The following is a 22,274-nucleotide window of genomic DNA, read 5'->3' as shown; positions in this document are numbered from 1 at the left end:
TCCCTTGTCGTTCGCGTGGAGCCGGGGCAAAAAAACCGGCAATAGCCGAGTGGCCGAACAAGAGACGCAAGATGCATGAGATCCCGACCTACCTGCCGCAGATCCTGCCGGCCTACGTCGCCTATCTGATCGCCGTCATCAGCCCTGGTCCGGCAATCATGGCCATCGTGTCGACGTCGATGACGCACGGCCGGAAGGCAGGCATGACCATCGCGCTTGGCATCTTCGCGGGTTCGTTCACCTGGGCCTGCGCCGCCGCTCTCGGTCTTGCGACCATCCTCCAGACCTACGCCATCGCGCTTGAGATCCTGAAGGTCTTCGGCGGCCTCTATCTGCTTTATCTCGCCTACAAGGCCTTCAAGGCCGTACGCGCCAACAATGACCTGCCGACAGCTGTCGTGCAGAGAAACCTTTCGACGCGGGCCCAGTTGCTGCGCGGCTATGGTATCCACATCACCAACCCGAAGGCCATTTTCGCGTGGCTGGCGATCATCGCCCTCGGCATGCCGCAGGGCGCGCCGGCACCCGTCGCCGGCCTGATCATCGGAGTGTGCATGGTGACAGGCTTTACCGTCTTCATGGGCTACGCCGTGTTGTTCTCGACACCACATGCGTTGAAGATCTACCGCAACATACGCCGCTGGATCGAGGGGGCCATGGCCGCCTTCTACTGTGTCGCGGGGCTGAAGCTGCTGACCAGCCGAATCTGAGCGTTTTCGATTGCCGCTTATTCGGCGGCCGTCTTCTGCCCGAAGCGCTTTTCGATGTAGTCGACCACGAGCGCCTCAAAGTCAGAAGCGATGTTCGGCCCGCGCAGGGTCAACGCCTTCTTGCCGTCGATGAACACGGGCGCAGCCGGCGTTTCGCCGGTGCCGGGCAGGGAAATGCCGATGTCGGCGTGCTTGCTTTCACCTGGTCCGTTGACGATGCAGCCCATGACCGCAACGTTCAGCGCTTCGACACCCGGATATTTCTCGCGCCAGACCGGCATGTTCTTGCGAAGGTCGTTCTGGATGTTCTGCGCCAATTCTTGGAATACGGTCGAGGTCGTGCGCCCACAGCCGGGACAAGCCGCAACGACAGGCACGAACTGGCGGAAGCCCATCACCTGCAGCAGCTCCTGGGCAACCTGCACTTCGCGCGTCCGGTCGCCATTCGGCTCCGGCGTCAGCGACACGCGGATCGTATCGCCGATTCCCTGCTGCAGCACATAGCCCATGGCAGCCGATGAAGCGACGATCCCCTTGCTGCCCATGCCGGCTTCGGTAAGGCCGAGATGCAGGGCGTGGTCGGAGCGTTCGGAGAGCATCGAATAGACGGCGATCAGATCCTGGACCTGGCTGACCTTGGCGGACAGGATGATGCGGTTGCGCGGAAGGCCGATCTCTTCGGCCAGATTGGCCGAGATCAAGGCGGACTGCACGATTGCCTCACGCGTCACTTGACGCGCCGAAAGCGGTGAGCCAGCCTCGGCGTTCTGGTCCATCAGCGCCGTCAGCAACTCCTGATCCAGCGAACCCCAGTTCACACCGATGCGCACCGGCTTGTCGTAGCGGATCGCCATCTCGATGATGTCGCCGAACTGCTTGTCCTTCTTGTCCTTGAAGCCGACGTTGCCCGGATTGATACGGTATTTCGCCAGTGCCTCGGCGCAGGCCGGATGGTCGGCAAGAAGCTTGTGGCCGATGTAGTGAAAATCACCGACGAGCGGGACGTCCATGCCAAGGCGCAGCAGCCGTTCGCGAATCTTCGGAACCGCGGCAGCGCTCTCGTCGCGGTCGACGGTGATGCGGACAATCTCGGACCCCGCTTTGAAAAGAGCCGCCACCTGCGCAACGGTGGAGTCTATATCCGCAGTGTCGGTATTCGTCATCGACTGGACGACAACAGGCGCACCACCACCCACGATGACGCCACCAACATCGACCGCAACGGATGCGCGGCGCGGCTTCGGATCAAAATCTGCAGCAGAAGACATATAGAGTTCTTGAACCCCTGAATTTCGTGTCTTTCAGGTGGATCATGCCCGCTTTGTTGTCAACCGCCCCGCACATCACTTTTGCTTGGAGCCGTCTCAGTGACCGCCACCCGATATGCCGTCGGCATAGCGTGCAAGGTTCGAAAACAGCAGCACGACGACCAGCAACACCGGCAAAGCCATGAAGACGACGCTGAAGCCGATATGCTCCGCCACGAAACCGATTGCCGACGGAGCCACCAGCATGCCGGAATAGCCCATGGTGGTTACCACCGAGAGGCCAATGCCGGCGCGCAGGCCCGGAATATTGCCGGCAGCCGAAAAGGCAATCGGAACCATGTTCGAGATCCCGATCCCGCAAAGCGCAAAGCCTAGGATCGCAATTTCCGCATTGGGCGCAAAGGCGGCGAGCAGCATGCCTGATATTGCAAACAGCGTGCAGATCCGAAGCGTCATCACGCCGCCAAGCCGGTCGCGAACAAGATCGCCGCCAAACCGCATGACCGACATCGTCAGCGAAAACGCCGCAAAGCCGAAGCCGGAAAGCGCCACCGATGCTCCCAGTTCTTCACGCAGGTAGAGCGCGCCCCAATCCAGCACAGCGCCCTCGGGAACCATCGAGAACAGCGCCATCAATCCGATCAGCCATGGCAGCGGCACCAGAGGCAGCCGGAGCTTTTCCTTCTTCTCGTCGGGATGCGGAGGGTCCGCAAGGATCATCCTCCAGGCGATACCCAAAACGATCGCCGCAAGCGCAGTCGCAATCTGCGCATGCCAGAGCACGCCGACCTTGGCGATCAGCAGGCCACCGAGGCCGGCACCGATCAAACCGCCCAAACTCCAAAAGGCGTGGCACGAGGACATGATCGACCGCCGCATCGATTGCTCGACCGCAACCGCATTCGCATTCATGGCAACGTCCATGGCGCCCATGAAGCCGCCAAACAGAAAGATCGAGATCGCCCCTGTCGCAACGTTCGGCGCAAGCGTCAGTGCAAGCAGCGCAGGCAGAAGGCACACCGCGGCGATCTGCGCGACAAGTTTCGAGCCATAGCGCGCGATTTGCGCCCCCGCGATTGGCATCAGGGTAAGCGAACCGACACCAAGAACCAGGATCATCAGACCCAACTGAAACTTGCTCAGCTGCAGGCGCTCTGCGAATTCGGGAATTTTCGGCGCCCAGCAGCCAACGATGAAGCCGTTGACGAGAAACAGCAGCGAAACCGCTATCCTGTTCTTCGTTACGTAGCCGCTTCTGACCATCGGCGCTGTGTTAACGTGGTTATCCATGTCTCTTCCCACAGTGTCTCGACGTCGGCACTCGCGCCCGACGCGTTTATTGAATGGTAGTTACGTCGTTCCGCCAGCCACGATCGTCCTGCAGCCGCTGTCGCGATAGCGCGCCAGCATGGCCGGGTCGGCGTCCTGCTCGACCACCAGGCATTCGCACTGCGCCACCGGAAGTACACTGTGCGGCGCGGCAGTGCCGAACTTGTCGGACGTCGCGGCGACCAAAACCTTCTTGCTTCGCGATGCTGCAAAACGCTTGAATTCAGCATCTTCGAAGCCGAAAGTCGTCACGCCAGCCGTCAGATCTATCCCGCAAGCACCGAGGATGCAAAGATCGGGCGAGAGGGACTCCATGTCGCGCATGGCCTTCGCGCCGAGCGCACCGCTGACCTGCCGGTCGATAAGCCCGCCGATCAGGATCACGTTAACCGCCGGCTTCTCGATCAGGGCGGCGGCGATCGCTGGCGCGTTGGTCGCTGCCGTCAGGGTCAAATCCATTGGCAGGGCCGTCGCAATTGCGAGGTTGGTGCTGCCCGCATCGAAAAACACGGTCGAGCCGGGAACGATCTGCGACACAGCGGCGACGGCGAGCGCCTGCTTGCGATCCCGCGCGATCCCTGCCCGGTGGCCAAGGCTCCCGCCGGCGGGCGCAACCGGCAACGCGCCACCATAGACGCGCTCGCACAGGCCGGCAGCTGCCATCTCGCGCAGGTCCCTGCGGACCGTGTCTTCGGATACACGGAATTCAACTGCAAGATCTGCGGCTAGCACCCGACCATCACTCTGTAGCTTCCGCAGGATGACGCTTTGGCGCTCCTGCAGGAGAAGTTCGTTCATGTTCATGCCGACTTCAGCCTGGTTGATCAAAAACTGATAAAAACATGCATAAACGGATACAAACGTGCACGCAAGTGTGGTGCGCTATCTCGATCTTCACAAACTGAAACAGGGCGCGCCAAATCTGTGATAAATGAGAAAAATATTCGCAGATGCCGATTTTCTTCGCAGTTTTCTACGCTTCGCAGCGATCAGCTTTTCTGCGATTTTTCGTGCATCAAACACCCTGTGAATTGGATAAAAAAATGAACCTCCTGAAGACCATCGCCGCTGCAGCACTGATCCAGGCCGCCGCCCTTCTTCCCGCCGTTGCCGGCGAAAACCTCGCCGCCGTCAAGTCTGCGGGTGTCTTCAAGATCGGCACGGAGGGTACTTACGCCCCGTTCACCTATCATGACGATAGCGGCAAGCTGGTCGGCTTCGACGTGGAGATCGGCGAGGCGGTTGCTGCCAAGCTCGGCGTCAAGGCCGAATTCGTCGAAGGCAAATGGGACGGCCTGATCGCCGGTCTTGATGCCAAGCGCTACGACACGGTCATCAACCAGGTCGGTATCACCGAAGCCCGCAAGCAGAAGTACGATTTCTCCGAGCCCTACATCGCATCCAAGGCCGTTCTCATCATTCGCGACGGCGACGACAGCATCAAGGGCTTTGCGGACCTGAAGGGCAAGAAGTCGGCTCAGTCGCTGACCAGCAACTTCGGCAAGCTTGCCGAACAGTCCGGCGCAGAACTCGTCGGTACCGATGGTTTCGACCAGTCGATCCAGCTCGTATTGACCAAGCGTGCAGACGCGACGATCAACGACAGCCTCTCCTTCCTCGACTTCAAGAAGCACAAGCCTGACGCTCCGGTGAAGATCGTCGCCCAGCAGGAAAATGCCGATTTTTCCGGCATCATCATCCGCAAGGGTGAGCCGGAGCTACTGGAAGCCATCAACAAGGCACTGGCCGACATCAAGGCCGACGGCACCTACAAGAAGATCTCCGACAAGTACTTCGGTCAGGACGTTTCGAAGTAACTCGTAACGCAGGCGGCTTGCTGCCGCCGCCACATCCTTTATATGTTCCCGAGAAAGCGTTCAGCGAAACCTCGCTGGACGCATCTTCTTTGAGGATTGAACCTTGCCGCACTGGCTTCAACTGATGGCGGAGTCGCTTGGTCCGCTCCTCTGGGCCGGCCTGATCTTCACGATCCCGCTGACGCTCCTGTCATTCACACTCGGTCTCATCCTTGGACTGCTGACGGCAATCGCACGGCTTTTCGCGCCGGCGCCGGTCGCCGCCATCGCGCGCTTCTATGTCTGGGCCATCAGGGGCACGCCGCTGCTGGTGCAACTCTTCGTCATCTTTTACGGCCTGCCGAGCATCGGCATCCTGCTCGACGCCTTTCCGGCAGCGCTGATCGGCTTCACCCTCAACATCGGCGCCTATAGCTCCGAAATCATCCGCGCCGTCATCTCCTCCGTGCCGAAGGGGCAGTGGGAAGCGGCCTATTCGATCGGCATGAGCTGGCGCCAGGCGATGAGCCGCACGATCCTGCCCCAGGCCGGGCGCGTTGCTGTACCGCCGCTCTCCAATACGTTCATTTCGCTGGTGAAGGACACGTCGCTGGCGGCCGCCATTACGGTCCCTGAGCTGTTCCAGGCTGCGCAGCGCATCGTCGCGACCACTTACGAGCCGCTCATCCTCTACATCCAGGCCGCATTGATATACCTTGCTTTGAGCTCCGTCCTATCAGCGTTGCAGGTTCGCCTCGAGCGTCGCTTCGCGCGCTATGGCGGCATGCTGGAGGCAAACGCATGATCGAGCTTTCCCATATCGAAAAGCGCTTCGGCGACGCCGTCATCCTGAAAGACATCAGCATCCGGATTCCGGAAGGCAGCGTCACCGCACTCGTCGGCCCCTCGGGCGGAGGCAAGAGCACGCTGCTGCGATGCATCAACCTGCTGGAGATCCCGACAGCAGGCACGATCCGCCTCGGTGACGAGAAAATAAGCTTTACGCTGGGCCAGAAGACCGGCTGGCAGGCGATCCAGAAGATCCGCCGGCAGACCGGAATGGTATTCCAGAACTTCCAGCTCTTTCCGCATCAGACGGCCATCGAGAATGTAATGGAGGGCCTCATCACCGTGCTCAAGTGGCCGAAGGAAAAGGCGCGTGAACGGGCGATGGAATTGCTGACAAAGGTCAACATGGCGCACAAGGCCGACGCCTGGCCTTCGACGCTCTCGGGTGGACAACAGCAGCGCGTCGCAATCGCCCGCGCGCTCGCTCCCTCTCCGCGAGTTCTTCTCTGCGATGAACCGACGTCGGCGCTCGACCCCGAGCTTTCCGCCGAAGTCGTCGATGTTCTTGGCCGTCTCGCCCGCGAGGGCACGACGATGGTGATGGCGACGCATGACCTGCGCCTTGCCTCGAAGATCGCCAACGACGTTGTCTTCCTCGAGGCCGGCAGTGTGGTCGAGACGGGAAGCGCAAGGAACATCTTCACGGCGCCGGAGCGAGAGCGCACCAAACGCTTCATCTCGACGATCAACGCCGCCCATACCTACGATATTTAGGGGGCGCGTCGAGCGACAGCGCGCAGCGCGTTCCCCCGACAATCTTGAGCTTGCTCATATCAATTCGCGCATAAAAAGCAGAAGGGCGGCCCGAAGGCCGCCCTCTTTTTGTCCTTCGCATCTTCGTCAGCCCGCGTAGCTGACCAACAGATCCTTGGCGTCGATCTGGTCGCCGGCTTTGACAAGCACTTCCGCGATCGCACCGTCCTTTTCGGCGTGGATCGCCGTTTCCATCTTCATAGCCTCGATGGAAACAAGCACGTCACCGGCATTGACCGCCTGCCCGGGCGAGACAAAGACGCGCGAGATGACGCCTGGCATCGGCGCACCGACATGCGCGGCATTGCCCGGTTCCGCCTTGCGGCGGGCGGCGGCACCGGTCGCACCATGGGCGCGATCCGGCACCTTGATGCGGCGCGGCTGGCCGTTGAGTTCGAAGAAGACAGTCACCATGCCTTGCTCGTCGGTCTGGCTCATCGCCTGGTTGACGACGACAAGCGTCTTGCCCTTTTCGATATCGGCAAACAGTTCCTCGCCATCGGCAAGGCCGTAGAAATAGGCCGGTGTCGGCAGGACGGAGACCGGGCCGTAGGTGTCGGAGGCCAGCGCAAAGTCGGTGAAGACTTTCGGATACATCAGGTAGGACGCGAATTCGAAGTCATTGACCTCGCGCTCCAGCTTGGTCTCGATCGTGTTGCGCTCGGCATCGAGGTCAGCGTCGGCAAGCAGCGAACCCGGACGCACCGTATAGGGCGCATCGCCCTTCAGTGCCTTCTTCTGCAGCGCCTCCGGCCAGCCTGATGGAGGCTGACCGAGATCGCCCTTCAGCATCGAGACAACAGATTCCGGGAAGGAGACTTCCTTGTCGGCGCTGACGACATCGGCAACCGTCAGGTCTTGCGAGACCATCATCAGTGCCATGTCGCCGACGACCTTCGAGGACGGCGTCACCTTGACGATATCGCCGAACATCTGGTTGGCGTCGGCATAGGCCTGCGCCACTTCGTGCCAGCGCGTCTCGAGGCCGAGCGAACGGGCCTGTTCCTTGAGGTTGGTGAACTGGCCGCCCGGCATTTCGTGCAGATAGACTTCGGAGGCCGGTCCCTTGAGGTCGCTTTCGAAGGCCGCGTACTGATGGCGCACCGCTTCCCAATAGAAAGAGATCCGACGGATCCATTCCGGATCGAGACCGGGATCGCGCTCGGAGCCGCGCAGGGCCTCGACGATCGAGCCAAGGCAGGGCTGCGAGGTGTTGCCGGACAGTGCATCCATTGCCGCATCGACCGCGTCGACGCCGGCATCGACCGCCGCGAGAACCGTCGCCGCTGCAATGCCCGAGGTGTCGTGCGTGTGGAAGTGAATCGGCAGGCTGGTGGCGTCGCGCAACGCCTTGAACAGCACCTTGGCGGCAGCCGGCTTCAGCAGGCCCGCCATATCCTTCAGCGCGATGATATGCGCACCGGCCTTTTCGAGCTCAACGGCGAGGTCGGTGTAGTACTTGAGATCGTACTTCGGGCGCGCCGAATTCAGGATATCGCCGGTGTAGCAGATCGCCGCTTCGCAGAGCTTGTTCTCCTCGGCCACCGCATCCATCGATACGCGCATATTCTCCACCCAGTTCAGGCAGTCGAAGACGCGGAAAAGGTCGATGCCACCGGCAGCAGCCTGCCGGACGAAGTATTTGACGACGTTGTCAGGGTAGTTCTTGTAACCGACGCCGTTTGCGCCGCGCAGCAGCATCTGCAAAAGCAGGTTAGGCGCGGCTTCGCGCACCAGCGACAGACGTTCCCATGGATCTTCCGTCAGGAAGCGCATCGAAACGTCAAACGTCGCGCCGCCCCAGCATTCGAGCGACAGGAGGTTCGGCAAAGCGTGCGCATAGGTGCCGGCGATCCGCGCGATGTCATAGGTGCGCATGCGGGTCGCAAGCAGCGACTGGTGGCCGTCGCGCATCGTCGTATCGGTCATCAGGATGCGCTTTTCGTTGCGCATCCACTCGCCGAACTTCCTCGGGCCGAGCTTGTCGAGAAGCTGCTTGGTGCCGTCGGCGATGCCGCTACCGTTGGTATAAGGGACGATCGGCTCGGCGATATCGGCGGACGGCTTCGGTCGATCCTTGGCTTCCGGATGGCCGTTGACCGTCACATCAGCGAGGTAAGTCAGAAGCTTCGTCGCGCGATCCTGTCGCTTGACCTGCTGGAAGAGCTCCGGCGTCGAGTCGATGAAGCGCGTAGTGTAGCTGTTATCCTTGAAATTCGGATGCGTGATGATCGCTTCCAGGAAGGTGAGGTTCGTCGCAACGCCGCGGATACGGAACTCACGCAATGCACGGTCCATGCGGGAGATCGCTTCCAGCGGGTTCGGGGCCCAGGCAGTGACCTTGACCAGCAGCGGATCGTAGTAGCGGGTGATGATCGCGCCGGAATAGGAGGTGCCACCATCGAGACGGATGCCGAAGCCGGATGCCGAACGATAGGCGGTGATGCGGCCGTAGTCCGGAATGAAGTTGTGCTCCGGATCCTCTGTCGTGATGCGGCACTGCAGGGCATGGCCGTTGAGGCGGATGTCCTTCTGCTCGGGAACGCCCGATTCCGGTGTACCGATCGCAAAGCCATCAAGGATGTGGATCTGCGCCTTGACGATATCGATGCCTGTAACGACTTCGGTGACCGTGTGCTCGACCTGGATGCGCGGATTGACTTCGATGAAGTAGAATTTGCCGGTGTCGGCATCCATCAGATATTCGACGGTGCCCGCACCGATGTAGTTGGTGGCACCCGCGATCTTCAGCGAGTACGCCGCCAGTTCCTGGCGCTGGGCTTCCGACAGGTAAGGCGCCGGCGCACGCTCGACGACCTTCTGGTTGCGGCGCTGGATCGAGCAGTCGCGCTCGAAGAGATGAACGACATTGCCATGCGTGTCGCCAAGGATCTGGCTTTCGACATGGCGCGCACGCTCGACGAGCTTTTCGAGATAGACCTCGTCCTTACCAAAAGCCGCCATCGCTTCGCGCTTGGCCTCCGTCACCTCGCGTGCAAGGTCGGCTTCCGAACGGATGACGCGCATGCCGCGTCCGCCGCCACCCCAGGAGGCCTTCAGCATCACAGGGTAGCCGATCACCGCCGCCATCTTGGCGACCTCAGCCATATCATCCGGCAGTGGCTCGGTTGCCGGCACGACAGGCACGCCGACCGAGATTGCCAGATTGCGTGCTGCGACCTTGTTGCCGAGCTGGCGCATGGTATCGGCCGTCGGGCCGATGAAGATGATGCCCGCCTTGTTGCAGGCATCGACGAATTCCGGACTTTCCGACAGCAGACCGTAGCCGGGATGGATCGCATCGGCGCCGGAAAGCTTGGCGACGCGGATCACCTCATCGATCGACAGATAGCTTTCGATCGGACCGAGGTCGCGGGCAAGATGCGGGCCGCGGCCAACCTGATAGCTTTCGTCTGCCTTGAACCTGTGCAGCGCCAGTTTGTCTTCTTCCGCCCATATCGCGACCGTTTTTATCCCGAGCTCGTTGGCCGCGCGAAACACGCGGATGGCAATTTCCGAACGGTTGGCAACAAGTATCTTGGATATGGGCAATGCAGTCTCCTCACGGCATCGAAACGGGCAATGCTGCACCCGCGAAGAGAAGTCTTAACGCGCTGTCACGGAAAGTTCAATTTCCGGAACCGTCCGAAATAGAATTTCTCTAAGACTAGGTGATCAGCCCATGCCGGAAGGCGACAGCGACCGCGTGCTGTCTATTCTTTGCCTTCAGCTTGTCTTGCAGGCCGTTCATGTACCAGTCGACGGTGTGGTTTGAAATCTTGAGGCGTTTGCCAATCTCAACCGAGGTCATGCCTTCCGCGAGATATTGAAGTATTTCCATCTCCCGGCGCGTCAAACGCGTGTCGATGCCGGAAACTTCTTCAAGCGCATCCGCCTCCCCCTTAAGCTCAAGAAGACGCCAGAAAGCCTTTCGGGCAACGGCATCAAAGAGCGAGATCTCGACAGGAGAGAGGTCTACCGGTGTCCCGCCTATGCTCATATTACCAAGGATGCCGTTTCTGCCCTGGATGGGGAAAATGTAGCCGTCCTTCAGGCCATGGCTATGCGCGTCGGCCATCATTTGCTCCATCCGGCGGTGATGCGGGTCCTTCCGGAAGGCCGCCAGACTATCCTTCCAGCGAAACGGCCTTTGCGCATATGCGAGATAGCGAACCGTCGGATCGCTGAGAACGTATTTTTTCGAAATATAGATCTGCGGCCATTTCTCTGGCCAATGACCGGCAAACATCAGACTGATTGGATCTTCAGTCGCTTTCAGGTGTCGCAAAAGGCCATAATACTGGAAGCCGTAGGCGTGGATGACATGCTCCAGTTCGCCAACAACTCCTTCGGGTCTTCGACACTCTTCCAGAACGACAAGCAATTGAATTAATGAATGAATACTCAAAATAAATGCCCCTACGCCAGTTGGGCTCCTAGCGGAATGATCACGACCAAGGGAAGTGTTTGGTTGGGCGCCCCTGCGACGCATTTAGACGTCAATCTATGGTGTGCCAGCGCGACCATGCAACGCAAGTGAAAATTGCGAGATTTGCGATACGTCCCAAAAAAGTTCAGTCCCTCGGAATGGATTGCTGTGGGTGCGCTCCGTAAAAGAATCTTGCCGCGACCGCTCGTCTGAACGCTTCGTTAATCGCTGGTTCAGGTATCTTTTTGTAGCGTTGCAGCGTCCATTATTTCGCAAATGCACAAGAGGTATCGCCGTGTCGCTATTCAAGGTCTATGCTAGAGCTTTGCGCTATCTCGGCGCCTACAAGCTCCGCGTATCCCTGGTCGTTATTGCGAACATCGTGCTTGCCGCGATCACAATCGCCGAACCGATTTTGTTCGGTCGCATCATCGATGCAATTTCAGGCAAGGGCGAAGTCAAACCCATCCTTTTCATGTGGGCCGGCTTTGCCGTTTTCAACACCATAGCGTTCGTTCTTGTCGCTCGTGAGGCCGACCGGCTGGCCCATGGCCGCCGCGCCACACTGCTGACGGAAGCGTTCGGCCGTATCATCTCCATGCCGCTGTCCTGGCATCATCAGCGTGGCACGTCGAATGCGCTGCATACGCTGCTGCGCGCATGCGAAACGCTCTTTGGCCTTTGGCTCGAGTTCATGCGCAACCACCTGGCGACTGCCGTTGCCATCGCGCTTCTGGTGCCGACTGCGATGTCGATGGACCTGCGTCTTTCGGGCGTGCTGGTCGTGCTCGGCGTCGCCTACTGGCTGATTGGTCGTCTCGTCATGAGCCGCACCAAGGATGGCCAGGCGTCGGTCGAAAACCACTACCACACCGTTTTCTCACACGTCAGCGACTCGATCAGCAACGTATCGGTCCTCCATAGCTACAATCGCATCGAAGCAGAAACCAAGGCACTGAAGTCGTTTGCCGAGCGCCTGCTGCAGGCTCAGTATCCGGTTCTCGACTGGTGGGCTCTCGCGGGCGCCATGAACCGCATGGCTTCGACCATTGCGATGATGATCATCCTCGTCATCGGCACGCTCATGGTTCAGTCCGGCGAGCTGCGCATCGGCGACGTGATTGCCTTCATCGGCTTTGCGAACCTGCTGATCTCGCGTCTCGACCAGATGCGCCAGTTTGCCACGCAGATTTTCGAGGCCCGTTCGAAGCTCGAGGATTTCTACTCGCTCGAAGACTCCGTGCGTGAACGCGAAGAGCCTGCCGGCAATGACGATATCGCCGACGTGAAGGGTGAAGTCGAATTCCGCAACGTGTCGTTCCGCTTCGGCAACACCGCGCAGGGCTTGCACAACGTGTCCTTTACCGCCAAGGCTGGTCAGACGGTTGCGATCGTCGGTCCGACCGGTTCGGGCAAGACCACGATGATCAACCTGCTGCAGCGCGTGTATGACCCGGATAGCGGCCAGATCCTCGTCGATGGTCACGACACGACGAAGATCACCCGCAAGTCGCTGCGCCGCTATATCGCGACGGTGTTCCAGGATGCCGGCCTGCTCAACCGCTCGATCAGCGACAACATTCGCCTCGGCCGGGAAGGCGCCTCGGATGAGGACATGCGTCGAGCAGCTGAAGCGGCCGCTGCCGCCGACTTCATCGAGACGCGCGAAGAGCAGTACGACACCCATGTCGGCGAACGCGGCAACAGGCTCTCCGGCGGCGAACGTCAGCGTGTGGCGATTGCCCGCGCCATCCTCAAGGATGCCCCGATCCTCGTGCTAGACGAAGCGACAAGCGCGCTTGACGTCGAAACCGAAAATCGCGTTAAGGCCGCAATCGACAACCTGCGCCAGAACCGCACGACATTCATCATCGCGCACCGTCTTTCCACTGTTCGCGAAGCGGACAAGGTCCTGTTCCTGGACGGTGGCCGTGTCGTCGAAGAAGGCAGCTTCGATGAGCTCAGCCATAGCAACGGCCGGTTCGCGGCGCTGCTGCGCGCCAGCGGCATCCTCACGGACGAAGAAGTTCGCAAGGCACACACGACCGAGGCCGCATAAGACGGATCGCTCAAGGGAAAAACAGAAGCCGGACGGTACCTGCCGCCCGGCTTTTTTCTTGCCCGCGGGGAGTTCGCGCATAGCTTAAGGGAAACGGTATTGCCGGAGGCGATATGAAGGTCCTGCGAATCGTAGCGAACATCGAAACAGCCGATCCGGCCGCTGCCAAGGTCTTCTATAAGGATATCCTTGGCCTCGACGTACTGATGGATCACGACTGGATCTCCACCTATGGCTCAAACCAATCAATGCGGGTCCAGGTGGGCTTTGCGAGCGAGGGCGGCTCAGACACACCGGTTCCAGGCCTCTCGATCGAGGTCGACGATGTTGACGAGGCCTTCGCAGCCATGAGTGCATCAGCCTTCGAAATCATCTATGGGCCGGCCAATGAGCCCTGGGGCGTTCGGCGCTTCTACGTGCGCGACCCCTTTGGAACAATCGTGAATATTCTTTCTCATAGACCGTGAAGCCGGCAACGCCCGACTCCTCGGGCGGGACGCGCTGCGCCATCCAGCGGCAATTCGCGCGAAGGTGTTAGACTAAAGTCATAATCCCAAAGCCGCTCTCTGTATGGATGAGCTTTTCTGTCACACTCTTGTCAGGCGAACCGCGACCCGAGGGTATGCTTTGAGGAGAGCATGGTGGTCGCGCGCCGCGTTTCACATCATTCTGTGGAGGACAGAAAATGGCAAATATCGCAAGCGTCGACGGCCCCAAGGCCGGTCCGATGACGGGCGAGGAGAAGAAGGTTATCTTCGCTTCATCGCTCGGCACCGTTTTCGAATGGTACGACTTCTACCTTTACGGTTCGCTCGCAACCTATATCGGCGCGACCTATTTTACCCAGTATCCGGAAGCAACGCGAAACATCTTCACGCTTTTGGCCTTCGCTGCCGGCTTCCTCGTGCGTCCGTTCGGCGCACTGGTCTTCGGGCGTCTCGGCGATCTCGTCGGACGCAAATACACGTTCCTGGTGACGATCCTTATCATGGGCCTCTCCACCTTCCTCGTCGGCATCCTGCCGGGTGCGGCGACGATTGGTATCGCAGCACCGATCATCCTGATCGGACTTCGCCTCTTGCAGGGTCTTGCGCTCGGCGGTGAATATGGCGGTGCGGCGACTTACGTGGCCGAACATGCCCCGCATGGACGCCGCGGATACTTCACGTCGTGGATCCAAACCACGGCTACGCTCGGCCTCTTCCTGTCACTTCTCGTCATCGTCGGCGTCCAGTTCCTGATGGGCAAGGAAGCCTTTGCGGCATGGGGCTGGCGCATTCCGTTCCTCGTCTCCGTCGTGCTCCTCGGGATTTCCGTCTGGATTCGACTGAAGATGAACGAATCTCCGGCATTCCAGCGCATGAAGGCCGAAGGCAAGGGATCCAAGGCACCGCTGACGGAAGCTTTCGGTCAGTGGAAGAACGCCAAGATCGCCCTGATCGCGCTTCTCGGCGCAACGATGGGTCAGGCGGTCGTCTGGTACGGCGGCCAATTCTATGCGTTGTTCTTCCTGCAGAACGTGCTCAAGGTTGATCTGCAGTCGGCAAACATCATGGTCGCCATTGCGCTCTTCCTGGGCACGCCCTTCTTCGTCATCTTCGGCGCCCTGTCCGACAGGATCGGCCGCAAGCCGATCCTGATGGCCGGCCTCTTGATCGCCGCCGTTACCTACACCCCGCTGTTCAAGGCCATGACCTGGACTGCCAATCCGGCGCTTGCGGAAGCCCAGGCTTCTATCCGTGCAACCGTGACGGCCGATCCGGCGGATTGCAAATTCCAGTTCAACCCAACTGGAACGTCGAAGTTCACCAACTCTTGCGATGTGGCCACTGCCTTCCTGACCAAGAACTCGGTGCCTTATGATGTCGTGCCCGGCCCGGCAGGCCAGCCTGCCACGATCAAGATCGGTGACGAAACCATCCCCAGCTTCGACGTCGTCGCCGCCGGCGACAAGGCAAAGGCAATGACGGGCGCGTTCGAAAAGGGCGTCAACATCGCCCTTCATGATGCCGGATACCCGCTGAACCGCGGCGCCATCAAGGTGCCGGATGCGAAGCTGGACCCCTTCATCGCGGCCAACCCTGAGCTTGCCCTCAACGCTGACGCAGTACGCGCCGGTGAAAAACAGACCGTACCGGTCGACAAGCTGGTTGCCGACAAGCTGCTGACGGCCGATGAAGCAAAGGGCGCCACCGACATGGCGGTCTATAACATTGCCAAGGGTGGCAGCTTCTCCATGGTAGCCGACCCTGCCCGTGTCAACTGGATCGGCACGATCGCCATTCTGTTCGTGCTCGTTCTCTATGTGACGATGGTCTATGGCCCGATCGCAGCCCTGCTGGTCGAACTCTTCCCGACCCGCATCCGCTACACCGGCATGTCGCTGCCTTACCATATCGGCAACGGCTGGTTCGGCGGCTTGTTGCCGGCGATGGCCTTTGCAATGAGCGCGGCCAAGGGCGATATCTACTTCGGCCTCTGGTATCCGATCGTCTTCGCAGCCATCACGCTGGTCATCGGCCTGATCTTCCTGCCGGAAACGAAGGACCGCGATATCCACGCCATGGATTGAGCCGATTGAGGACTGCAAACATCTGCCCGGCGCTCTCAAGGCGCCGGGTATTTTATTTATGGAAGGCTAGAGAAGACGGCTCAGCCGCGGCGTCGGCCAGCCGCCATCGCGATCGATGGAGAACACCAAGCCGAAGCGCGCGAAGAGGACCGAGGTGGCAAAGGCGAACCAGGCGCCCAACGCAAGGCCGGCCACGACATCGCTTGGATAATGCACGCCGATGATGACGCGTGTGGCGCCAAGCCAAAGGCCTATGCCGATAAAACCAAGGCGAAAGCGCGGGAAGAGAAGTGCGAGCGCCACGAACAGCGCGCCGATGTTGGCCGAATGGCCCGACGGAAAGCTCTGATGCAGGAAGTCAGCATTGAAAGGCGCGAAGCTGAAGATACCCTCCTGCTCATAGATCAGCGGTCGGGCCCGGCCGATTGCAAACTTCAGCACGTTGGCGACGATGCTGGTGGATAGAACGGACAGCCCGACATAAGCCGTCATCTGTCCAAAATAGATCATGCGGAACTGCCTGCGCACCTTCCAGAGCCGGCGGCGAACGAGATAGCTGGTGGCGAAGATTGTGCAAAGGCCCGCCAGGATCCAGGCGAGCCTGCCGATATCGGTAATGTCCCCGGCAACGGTGATCAGCCGCGGGGCCAGGTCCTTGGCCGCCTGTCCGAGCGGACGGTCGAAGACGAAGAAAGCAATGGCAACCGCGTTGATGGCGGTGAACACGAAGCCCTTCCAGGGAACCCGCCGATGGATCGTACGCCGCGTCTCATAACGCTTTCGCAGATAGTTCCAGAAACTTGGCTTGCGATCGACGGCCCCGCTCATTCCACTCCGCTCTTTCCTCAATGCAGAAGGGAGATAGGGGCGACAATAACTGCCTTCAAGCAAAGGCCCTCCGCATCGGTGGATGCGAAGGGCCAAAAGCGTGTTTCACGTGAAATATCAGGCAGAAAGCGCCTTGAACTCGGCGAGGATCGCGTCGCCCATCTCAATGGTTCCAACCTTCGTGCAACCTTCGGCCATGATGTCGCCGGTGCGGATGCCCTTGTCGAGGACGTTGGCGATCGCCTTTTCGAGGTTGTCGGCTTCCTTCACGAGGTTGAAGGAATAGCGCAGGCACATGGCGAAGGAAGCGATCATCGCGATCGGATTGGCGATGCCCTTGCCGGCAATGTCAGGAGCCGAACCATGCACCGGCTCATAGAGCGCCTTGCGCTTGCCGGTCTTGGCATCCGGGGCGCCAAGCGAAGCCGAAGGCAGCATGCCGAGCGAGCCCGTCAGCATGGCGGCAACGTCGGACAGCATGTCGCCGAACAGGTTGTCGGTGACGATGACGTCGAACTGCTTCGGCGCGCGCACCAGCTGCATGCCGCCGGCATCCGCCAGCATGTGCTCGAGCTTGACGTCGGAATACTTGTCCTTGTGCGTCGCTGTGACGACCTGGTTCCACAACACGCCCGACTTCATGACGTTGCGCTTTTCCATCGAGCAGACGCGATTCTGACGCGTGCGGGCCATTTCGAAGGCCACGGCCGAGATGCGCTCGATTTCGTATGTATCGTAGACCTGCGTGTCGATCGCGCGTTTCTGGCCATTGCCGAGATCTGTGATGGTCTTCGGCTCGCCGAAATAGACGCCGCCTGTCAGTTCGCGGATGATCAGGATATCGAGGCCTTCGACCAGCTCCGGCTTCAGCGAGGAAGCGGAAGCGAGCGCCGGGTAGCAGATGGCCGGACGCAGGTTGGCGAAAAGCTCCAGATCCTTGCGCAGGCGCAGCAGGCCGGCTTCGGGGCGTACTTCATAGGGAACATCATCCCACTTCGGACCGCCGACGGCGCCGAAGAGAACGGCGTCGGCTGCGAGCGCCTTCTGCATGTCGCCTTCGGAGATCGCCGCGCCGTGCGCGTCATAGGCGCTGCCGCCGACCAGACCTTCGTCGGTGACGAAGCCGGCATTCATTGCCTCGTTCATATAGGCAATGATCTTGCGGACCTCGCCCATGGCCTCTGGGCCGATGCCGTCGCCCGGCAGCAGGAAAAGATTGCGCGCTGTCATGAAACCCTCCGCGGAAAAACAAGTTGCGGCTTCTTAGACCTGCAAAAACGGCATTTCAAGCGAGTGGGCGGCCGATTCGGTACGGTTGCGGAATTACTGCCGCGATCCCTCGTTGACCGATCGGCGCATGCGGGTCCACAAGAAGAGCCTCCATCGCCACGGTCATCGGACACCATCATGCCATCTGCACCGCTCCACCTCGACACGCCGCTTTTCCGCACCTCCGCCGACTACAGCGCAAGCAACAAGCCGCTTTGGCTGAAGCTCGACGCGCTGCAGCCCTCTGGAAGCTTCAAGCTTCGCGGTGTTGGCAGGCTTTGCCAGCACGAGATCGAGAACGGCGCACGGGAGATCTTCTGCGCCTCCGGCGGCAATGCGGGGATCGCCGCCGCTTATACGGGACGGGCGCTCGGCATTCCGGTGACGATCGTCGTACCGGAGACGACGTCGCCGGAAGTGCGCCAATCGATCGAAGCAACCGGCGCCACGGTTCTCGTGCATGGATCGGTGTTCGACGAAGCGAATGCCTTCGCAATAGAACACGCGAAGGCCAGAAACGCAGCCTACGTGCAACCCATTCGATCATCCCCTTCTGTGGGAGGGGCACGGCACTTTGATCGACGAGGTTGTCGCAAAGGGCGCCGAGTTTGATTGCGTCATCACGAGCGTCGGCGGTGGCGGCTTGCTGGCGGGCATCGTAGCCGGTCTCGAGCGAAACGGCCTGTCTGATGTGCCGGTCATTGCCGTCGAGACCGAAGGGGCCGCTTCGCTTTATGCCAGCCTTGCTGCAGGCGAGCGCCTTACCTTGCCGGCGATCACCTCAATCGCCAGTTCGCTTGGCGCACGTCAGGTGGCGCAGCACGTCTTCGATCTGCCGAAGCACCACCCGATCGAAAGCGTCACGGTCACGGATGCGCAGGCGGTCACCGCCTGCCTGAAGTTCGCCGATGCCTATCGCATTCTGGTCGAGCCCGCCTGCGGGGCCGCCCTGGCGGTGGCCGACGTGCATTCCGATATTCTCGCCCGCTTCAATAATCCGCTGATCGAAGTCTGCGGCGGCATCGGTGTCTCGCTGGAAAAGCTGAAGGTTTGGAAAGAACGGTTGCTGTAAGCAGCAAAAGAAAAGCCGGGCGAAAACCCGGCTTTCTCGAATGCTATGTTTTTAAGACTTAAGCAGCCCAGGGGCGCGATGCCGCGTTCTTGGCTTCGAAGCTGTCGATTGCCTTGCCCTTCTCGAGTGTCAGGCCGATATCGTCGAGGCCGTTCAGCAGGCAGTGGCGCTTGAACTCGTCGAGATCGAACTTGATCGAACCGCCGTCCGGACCGGTGATCTCAAGGTTTTCCAGGTCGACCGTCAGGATCGCATTGGAGCCGCGCGAGGCGTCGTCCATCAGCTTGTCGAGGTTTTCCTGGCTGACCTTGATCGGCAGAATGCCGTTCTTGAAACAGTTGTTGTAGAAGATGTCGGCGAAGCTGGTCGAGATTACGCAACGGATGCCGAAGTCGAGAAGCGCCCATGGCGCATGCTCGCGCGAGGAGCCGCAACCGAAATTGTCACCGGCAACCAGGATCTTCGCATTCTGATAGGCCGGCTTGTTCAGCACGAAATCCGGGTTCGGAGAACCGTCTTCATTGTAACGGGCTTCGGCGAAAAGACCCTTGCCAAGACCGGTGCGCTTGATCGTCTTCAGGTAATCCTTCGGAATGATCATGTCGGTGTCGATGTTGACAACAGGCAGAGGGGCAGCAACGCCCGTCAGCTTTACGAATTTGTCCATGGCCTGGCTCCAATGTCAGCAGACGTAGTTTTGTTGATCAGCGTTTAGTCCAGATTTCGGCCAAAATGAAGGAAAATTTACACCGCGGAAAAGGCTGCGCGCGGATTCGACGCGCAGCCATCCATGGATATCGTGAGATCAACTTGCATTCGCTGGCGCATTCATTGCCCAGAGAACCCCGAACGGATCGCGAAGCTGGCCATACCGATCGCCCCAGAACATCAGCTGAACGGGCATGATCACCTCTACGCCAGCCTGAACCGCGCGCTCCCACCAGAAATCGATATCGTCGATAACAAGCTGGAGACTGAAGCCCTGGTGCTTTTCGAAGGGATGACCATGCTCGGGGTAGGCATCGCAGAGCATCAGCGAGCTTCCGTTGACGTAGAGGTGAACATGCATCGTCCGCCCGTTTTCGTCAGGAGGAACGACAAAAGCCTCCTCGGCGCCGAACGCACGCTTGTAGAATTCCGCCGCCTTCAAAGCACCGTCGACGGTGACATAAGGCAACAAGCCATTCTTGACCGGCGGCATTTTCGTTGCGCCGGTTTCCGTTGCGGTATCCATTCTGTCCTCCATTGTTTGATTTGGTTTGGGCAAAAGCCCTGGCCTTTCAAAGACGCGGGAAGATCAGCCGAGCCGACAGCGATGTCGAAATTTTTCTGGAAACGACCCGACGGTCAGAGGTCGATGATCGTGCCGCGCCCGTCATTCCAGATACGCATGCTCTCGCCGGAATGTGACTTCGTTCTGGCGGTGGCGCGAACGGGGGCCGGTTTCATCTTCAGCGAAAGCGCGCGGCCAACCATGAGCACCGTCAGGATACCGCCAACTGCGAGCGTCACAGAAAATGTGAGGAGCGCCAACGCAATGAAGGCTGTGATGCCTGCGAGCAGGAGGAAGACGGAACGAATGCTTTGCATGGTTTAGACCTTTCTTCGGAAAGGAATGTGGTCCTTCATTTCTTTCTCTGCAAGGTGAGCATGGCTTTTTGTTGTCTTGCCACCCATCACAAAGCTTGGCACAGATTTGTGATGACCCGCAACTCTCCGACTCGTTCCTTGAATCTCCGCCGTTCGGTGCTAAGCGTTCCGGCCATCAATGCACGCGCCTTGGAAAAGACCCATGCGCTCGATTGCGACGCCGTGATCTTCGATCTCGAGGACTCGGTGGCGCTGGAGCGAAAGGCGGAAGCCCGCGACAATCTGAAAGCCTTTTTTTCGGGCCCTCCTCTGGTGAACAAGGAGCGGATCATCCGCATCAATGCGCTGGCTTCCACATTCGGCAATGCCGACATGGAGCTGGTCTTGGCATTGGAACCGGATGCCGTGCTTCTGCCGAAAGTGGACGAGCCTCAGGATGTGATGTCCATCAGCGACCGGCTTGCCGATGCCGATGCGCCGGAAAGCCTCCGCATCTGGGCGATGATCGAAACGCCCCGCGGCATTCTGAACGCGGCGGCGATCGCCGAAGCCGGACGCACGCCGGGCTCAAGACTCGATTGTTTCGTCGTTGGCCTCAACGACCTGCGCAAAGAGACCGGTGTCTTGCCGCAGCCCGGCCGCACCTATCTCGTGCCCTGGCTGATGCAGGTGGTTCTTGCCGTGCGTGCCTATGGCCTCGACGCGATCGACAGTGTCTTCAATGATTTCAAGGACGCAGATGCCTTCGACGCCGAATGCGCGCATGCCCGGGCCATGGGCTTCGACGGCAAGATGCTGATCCATCCTGCTCAGATCGAAGCGTCAAACCGGCATTTCGGCCCGGACAAGGCGGCAATTGCCGAGGCGGAGGCAATCATCGCCGCCTTTGCCGACCCGGCTGCCGAAGGTCTGAACGTCATCAATGTCAATGGACGGATGATCGAGCGGCTGCATCTTGTCCAGGCGGAAAGTCTGGTTCATAAAGCCCGCCTGATTACTGAGCGCCAAACGGCGAAGTGAAAGACGACTCTAGATGAAGCTTTATCGCCTTCTGACCGGCCAGGATGATGCCGCTTTCTGTCATCGCGTAACCGACGCCCTCAACAAGGGCTGGTCGCTGAACGGCTCGCCGTCGCTGACCTTCAACACCCAGACCGGCCAGGTGATGTGCGCTCAGGCGATCGTCAAGGAAGTCGAAGGCAAGGACTACCACCCGGACATGAAGCTATCCGAACAGTAAGCGAAGGCTTAGCGTTCGGCCGCCTCTTCGGCACTTGCCTCGATCCGTTCCATGTCGTCGTCGCTGAGACCGAAATGGTGGCCGATCTCGTGGATGAGGACGTGGGTGATGATATCGCCCAGCGTCTCGTCGTTCTCCGCCCAGTAGTCGAGGATCGGCCGCCTGTAGAGGCGGATACGGTTCGGCAGTTCGCCGGTTTCCATCGTGAAACGCTCCGAGATGCCCCGGCCTTCAAAGAGGCCGAGAAGGTCGAATGGCGTTTCCAGCGCCATGTCCTCGAACACGTCGTCGTCAGGGAAATCCTCGATCTCGATGGTCAGATTGGTGGTCAGCGAGCGGAATTCTTCCGGCAGGTGGCTATATGCCTCCATCGCCAACGACTCGAAGGTACTGATCGTCGGCGCGTGGCGATCCCGCCAATCCTCGCTCTGGTCTATGCGGGCCATTAATATTCCTTCCTTTGCCGCCCATATAGAACCTTTGCGCACGATTTTCGAGAGCGGAATCAAA

General features: G+C 59.8%; 20 protein-coding genes and 1 pseudogene. 10 read left to right on the top strand and 11 right to left on the bottom strand.

Features of this window, described 5'->3' with window-relative positions; all coding sequences use genetic code 11:
* Nucleotides 1-71: 71 nt before the first annotated feature.
* Complete coding sequence (locus IB248_RS16260) at nucleotides 72-710, top strand: LysE family translocator (protein ID WP_192241228.1); 639 nt, start codon at nucleotides 72-74, stop codon at nucleotides 708-710.
* A 17-nt stretch (nucleotides 711-727) separates the two neighbouring features.
* On the opposite strand, the gene ispG is transcribed toward IB248_RS16260, so the two are convergent.
* The 3 genes from ispG to IB248_RS16245 form a co-directional block, all read right to left on the bottom strand.
* Nucleotides 728-1,978: a flavodoxin-dependent (E)-4-hydroxy-3-methylbut-2-enyl-diphosphate synthase gene (gene ispG / locus IB248_RS16255; RefSeq protein ID WP_018855914.1), complete on the bottom strand. Its 1,251-nt coding sequence runs from the start codon at nucleotides 1,976-1,978 to the stop codon at nucleotides 728-730.
* A 96-nt stretch (nucleotides 1,979-2,074) separates the two neighbouring features.
* Nucleotides 2,075-3,268: an MFS transporter gene (locus IB248_RS16250; protein ID WP_192241227.1), complete on the bottom strand. Its 1,194-nt coding sequence runs from the start codon at nucleotides 3,266-3,268 to the stop codon at nucleotides 2,075-2,077.
* Nucleotides 3,269-3,328: 60 nt separating this feature from the next.
* Nucleotides 3,329-4,105 (bottom strand): DeoR/GlpR family DNA-binding transcription regulator, encoded by a 777-nt coding sequence (locus tag IB248_RS16245; protein WP_026371610.1) that lies wholly within the window; start codon nucleotides 4,103-4,105, stop codon nucleotides 3,329-3,331.
* A gap of 245 nt (nucleotides 4,106-4,350) precedes the next feature.
* Here IB248_RS16245 and IB248_RS16240 point away from each other — a divergent pair, with 245 nt between their 5' ends.
* The 3 genes from IB248_RS16240 (at nucleotide 4,351) to IB248_RS16230 (ending at nucleotide 6,666) form a co-directional block, all read left to right on the top strand.
* On the top strand, nucleotides 4,351-5,124 hold the full coding sequence (locus tag IB248_RS16240) for an amino acid ABC transporter substrate-binding protein (RefSeq protein ID WP_113469741.1): 774 nt from the start codon (nucleotides 4,351-4,353) through the stop codon (nucleotides 5,122-5,124).
* 103 nt (nucleotides 5,125-5,227) lie between these two features.
* The gene (locus IB248_RS16235; protein ID WP_113469690.1) at nucleotides 5,228-5,908 is read left to right on the top strand and encodes an amino acid ABC transporter permease; all 681 of its coding nucleotides are present in this window, start codon (nucleotides 5,228-5,230) and stop codon (nucleotides 5,906-5,908) included.
* Nucleotides 5,905-6,666 carry an amino acid ABC transporter ATP-binding protein gene (locus IB248_RS16230; protein WP_018855919.1) on the top strand — a complete coding sequence of 254 codons (762 nt, stop codon included), beginning with the start codon at nucleotides 5,905-5,907 and terminating at the stop codon, nucleotides 6,664-6,666. Before IB248_RS16235 ends, IB248_RS16230 begins: the two co-directional genes overlap by 4 nt.
* A gap of 126 nt (nucleotides 6,667-6,792) precedes the next feature.
* On the opposite strand, the gene pyc is transcribed toward IB248_RS16230, so the two are convergent.
* Nucleotides 6,793-10,257, bottom strand: coding sequence for a pyruvate carboxylase (gene pyc / locus IB248_RS16225; RefSeq protein ID WP_192241226.1), 3,465 nt, complete (start codon nucleotides 10,255-10,257; stop codon nucleotides 6,793-6,795).
* A gap of 115 nt (nucleotides 10,258-10,372) precedes the next feature.
* Nucleotides 10,373-11,113 carry a LuxR family transcriptional regulator gene (locus IB248_RS16220; RefSeq protein WP_026371612.1) on the bottom strand — a complete coding sequence of 247 codons (741 nt, stop codon included), beginning with the start codon at nucleotides 11,111-11,113 and terminating at the stop codon, nucleotides 10,373-10,375.
* A gap of 316 nt (nucleotides 11,114-11,429) precedes the next feature.
* Here IB248_RS16220 and IB248_RS16215 point away from each other — a divergent pair, with 316 nt between their 5' ends.
* The 3 genes from IB248_RS16215 (at nucleotide 11,430) to IB248_RS16205 (ending at nucleotide 15,765) form a co-directional block, all read left to right on the top strand.
* Nucleotides 11,430-13,193, top strand: a complete 1,764-nt coding sequence (locus IB248_RS16215) for a glucan ABC transporter ATP-binding protein/ permease (RefSeq protein WP_018855922.1) — start codon at nucleotides 11,430-11,432, stop codon at nucleotides 13,191-13,193.
* Nucleotides 13,194-13,306: 113 nt separating this feature from the next.
* On the top strand, nucleotides 13,307-13,660 hold the full coding sequence (locus IB248_RS16210; protein WP_018855923.1) for a VOC family protein: 354 nt from the start codon (nucleotides 13,307-13,309) through the stop codon (nucleotides 13,658-13,660).
* 218 nt (nucleotides 13,661-13,878) lie between these two features.
* On the top strand, nucleotides 13,879-15,765 hold the full coding sequence (locus IB248_RS16205; RefSeq protein ID WP_018855924.1) for an MFS transporter: 1,887 nt from the start codon (nucleotides 13,879-13,881) through the stop codon (nucleotides 15,763-15,765).
* A 66-nt stretch (nucleotides 15,766-15,831) separates the two neighbouring features.
* Here the strand turns inward: IB248_RS16205 and IB248_RS16200 are convergent, their stop codons facing one another.
* The gene (locus IB248_RS16200; protein ID WP_192241225.1) at nucleotides 15,832-16,593 is read right to left on the bottom strand and encodes a phosphatase PAP2 family protein; all 762 of its coding nucleotides are present in this window, start codon (nucleotides 16,591-16,593) and stop codon (nucleotides 15,832-15,834) included.
* Nucleotides 16,594-16,710: 117 nt separating this feature from the next.
* On the bottom strand, nucleotides 16,711-17,823 hold the full coding sequence (leuB, locus tag IB248_RS16195) for a 3-isopropylmalate dehydrogenase (protein WP_018855926.1): 1,113 nt from the start codon (nucleotides 17,821-17,823) through the stop codon (nucleotides 16,711-16,713).
* 177 nt (nucleotides 17,824-18,000) lie between these two features.
* Between leuB and IB248_RS16190 the strand changes: the two are divergent.
* A pseudogene (locus tag IB248_RS16190) lies at nucleotides 18,001-18,934 on the top strand (pyridoxal-phosphate dependent enzyme).
* Between the two features lie 58 nt (nucleotides 18,935-18,992).
* Here IB248_RS16190 and leuD read toward each other — a convergent pair.
* The 3 genes from leuD to IB248_RS16175 all read right to left on the bottom strand — a co-directional run bounded on the left by leuD (nucleotide 18,993) and on the right by IB248_RS16175 (nucleotide 20,524).
* Entirely contained in the window at nucleotides 18,993-19,601 is a 609-nt protein-coding gene (leuD, locus tag IB248_RS16185) for a 3-isopropylmalate dehydratase small subunit (protein WP_018855928.1), read from the bottom strand.
* Nucleotides 19,602-19,739: 138 nt separating this feature from the next.
* Nucleotides 19,740-20,168, bottom strand: a complete 429-nt coding sequence (locus IB248_RS16180; RefSeq protein ID WP_018855929.1) for a glyoxalase/bleomycin resistance/extradiol dioxygenase family protein — start codon at nucleotides 20,166-20,168, stop codon at nucleotides 19,740-19,742.
* Between the two features lie 113 nt (nucleotides 20,169-20,281).
* Nucleotides 20,282-20,524 carry a hypothetical protein gene (locus tag IB248_RS16175; RefSeq protein ID WP_018855930.1) on the bottom strand — a complete coding sequence of 81 codons (243 nt, stop codon included), beginning with the start codon at nucleotides 20,522-20,524 and terminating at the stop codon, nucleotides 20,282-20,284.
* Between the two features lie 111 nt (nucleotides 20,525-20,635).
* Between IB248_RS16175 and IB248_RS16170 the strand changes: the two genes are divergently transcribed.
* Both IB248_RS16170 and IB248_RS16165 read left to right on the top strand, forming a co-directional pair.
* Nucleotides 20,636-21,544: a CoA ester lyase gene (locus IB248_RS16170; RefSeq protein ID WP_192241224.1), complete on the top strand. Its 909-nt coding sequence runs from the start codon at nucleotides 20,636-20,638 to the stop codon at nucleotides 21,542-21,544.
* A 13-nt stretch (nucleotides 21,545-21,557) separates the two neighbouring features.
* Nucleotides 21,558-21,764: a DUF1737 domain-containing protein gene (locus tag IB248_RS16165; RefSeq protein WP_018855932.1), complete on the top strand. Its 207-nt coding sequence runs from the start codon at nucleotides 21,558-21,560 to the stop codon at nucleotides 21,762-21,764.
* Between the two features lie 8 nt (nucleotides 21,765-21,772).
* On the opposite strand, the gene IB248_RS16160 is transcribed toward IB248_RS16165, so the two are convergent.
* On the bottom strand, nucleotides 21,773-22,210 hold the full coding sequence (locus IB248_RS16160; RefSeq protein WP_018855933.1) for a metallopeptidase family protein: 438 nt from the start codon (nucleotides 22,208-22,210) through the stop codon (nucleotides 21,773-21,775).
* Between the last annotated feature and the right edge of the window lie 64 nt (nucleotides 22,211-22,274).

Source organism: Rhizobium sp. RHZ01 (assembly GCF_014851595.1).
In the GTDB taxonomy this organism is placed as follows: Bacteria; Pseudomonadota; Alphaproteobacteria; order Rhizobiales; family Rhizobiaceae; genus Rhizobium; species Rhizobium altiplani.
The sequence above is the reverse complement of the archived record's forward strand: the minus strand, read 5'-3'. Positions and strand labels throughout refer to the sequence as shown.

Excerpts from the sequence above, each read along its gene's own strand:
- IB248_RS16260 (WP_192241228.1), top strand. The coding sequence starts at position 72 with ATGCATGAGATCCCGACCTACCTGCCGCAGATCCTGCCGGCCTACGTC.
- ispG (WP_018855914.1), bottom strand. The coding sequence starts at position 1,978 with ATGTCTTCTGCTGCAGATTTTGATCCGAAGCCGCGCCGCGCATCCGTT.
- IB248_RS16250 (WP_192241227.1), bottom strand. The coding sequence starts at position 3,268 with ATGGATAACCACGTTAACACAGCGCCGATGGTCAGAAGCGGCTACGTA.
- IB248_RS16245 (WP_026371610.1), bottom strand. The coding sequence starts at position 4,105 with ATGAACGAACTTCTCCTGCAGGAGCGCCAAAGCGTCATCCTGCGGAAG.
- IB248_RS16240 (WP_113469741.1), top strand. The coding sequence starts at position 4,351 with ATGAACCTCCTGAAGACCATCGCCGCTGCAGCACTGATCCAGGCCGCC.
- IB248_RS16230 (WP_018855919.1), top strand. The coding sequence starts at position 5,905 with ATGATCGAGCTTTCCCATATCGAAAAGCGCTTCGGCGACGCCGTCATC.
- IB248_RS16210 (WP_018855923.1), top strand. The coding sequence starts at position 13,307 with ATGAAGGTCCTGCGAATCGTAGCGAACATCGAAACAGCCGATCCGGCC.
- IB248_RS16205 (WP_018855924.1), top strand. The coding sequence starts at position 13,879 with ATGGCAAATATCGCAAGCGTCGACGGCCCCAAGGCCGGTCCGATGACG.
- IB248_RS16200 (WP_192241225.1), bottom strand. The coding sequence starts at position 16,593 with ATGAGCGGGGCCGTCGATCGCAAGCCAAGTTTCTGGAACTATCTGCGA.
- leuB (WP_018855926.1), bottom strand. The coding sequence starts at position 17,823 with ATGACAGCGCGCAATCTTTTCCTGCTGCCGGGCGACGGCATCGGCCCA.
- leuD (WP_018855928.1), bottom strand. The coding sequence starts at position 19,601 with ATGGACAAATTCGTAAAGCTGACGGGCGTTGCTGCCCCTCTGCCTGTT.
- IB248_RS16180 (WP_018855929.1), bottom strand. The coding sequence starts at position 20,168 with ATGGATACCGCAACGGAAACCGGCGCAACGAAAATGCCGCCGGTCAAG.
- IB248_RS16175 (WP_018855930.1), bottom strand. The coding sequence starts at position 20,524 with ATGCAAAGCATTCGTTCCGTCTTCCTCCTGCTCGCAGGCATCACAGCC.
- IB248_RS16170 (WP_192241224.1), top strand. The coding sequence starts at position 20,636 with ATGACCCGCAACTCTCCGACTCGTTCCTTGAATCTCCGCCGTTCGGTG.
- IB248_RS16165 (WP_018855932.1), top strand. The coding sequence starts at position 21,558 with ATGAAGCTTTATCGCCTTCTGACCGGCCAGGATGATGCCGCTTTCTGT.
- IB248_RS16160 (WP_018855933.1), bottom strand. The coding sequence starts at position 22,210 with ATGGCCCGCATAGACCAGAGCGAGGATTGGCGGGATCGCCACGCGCCG.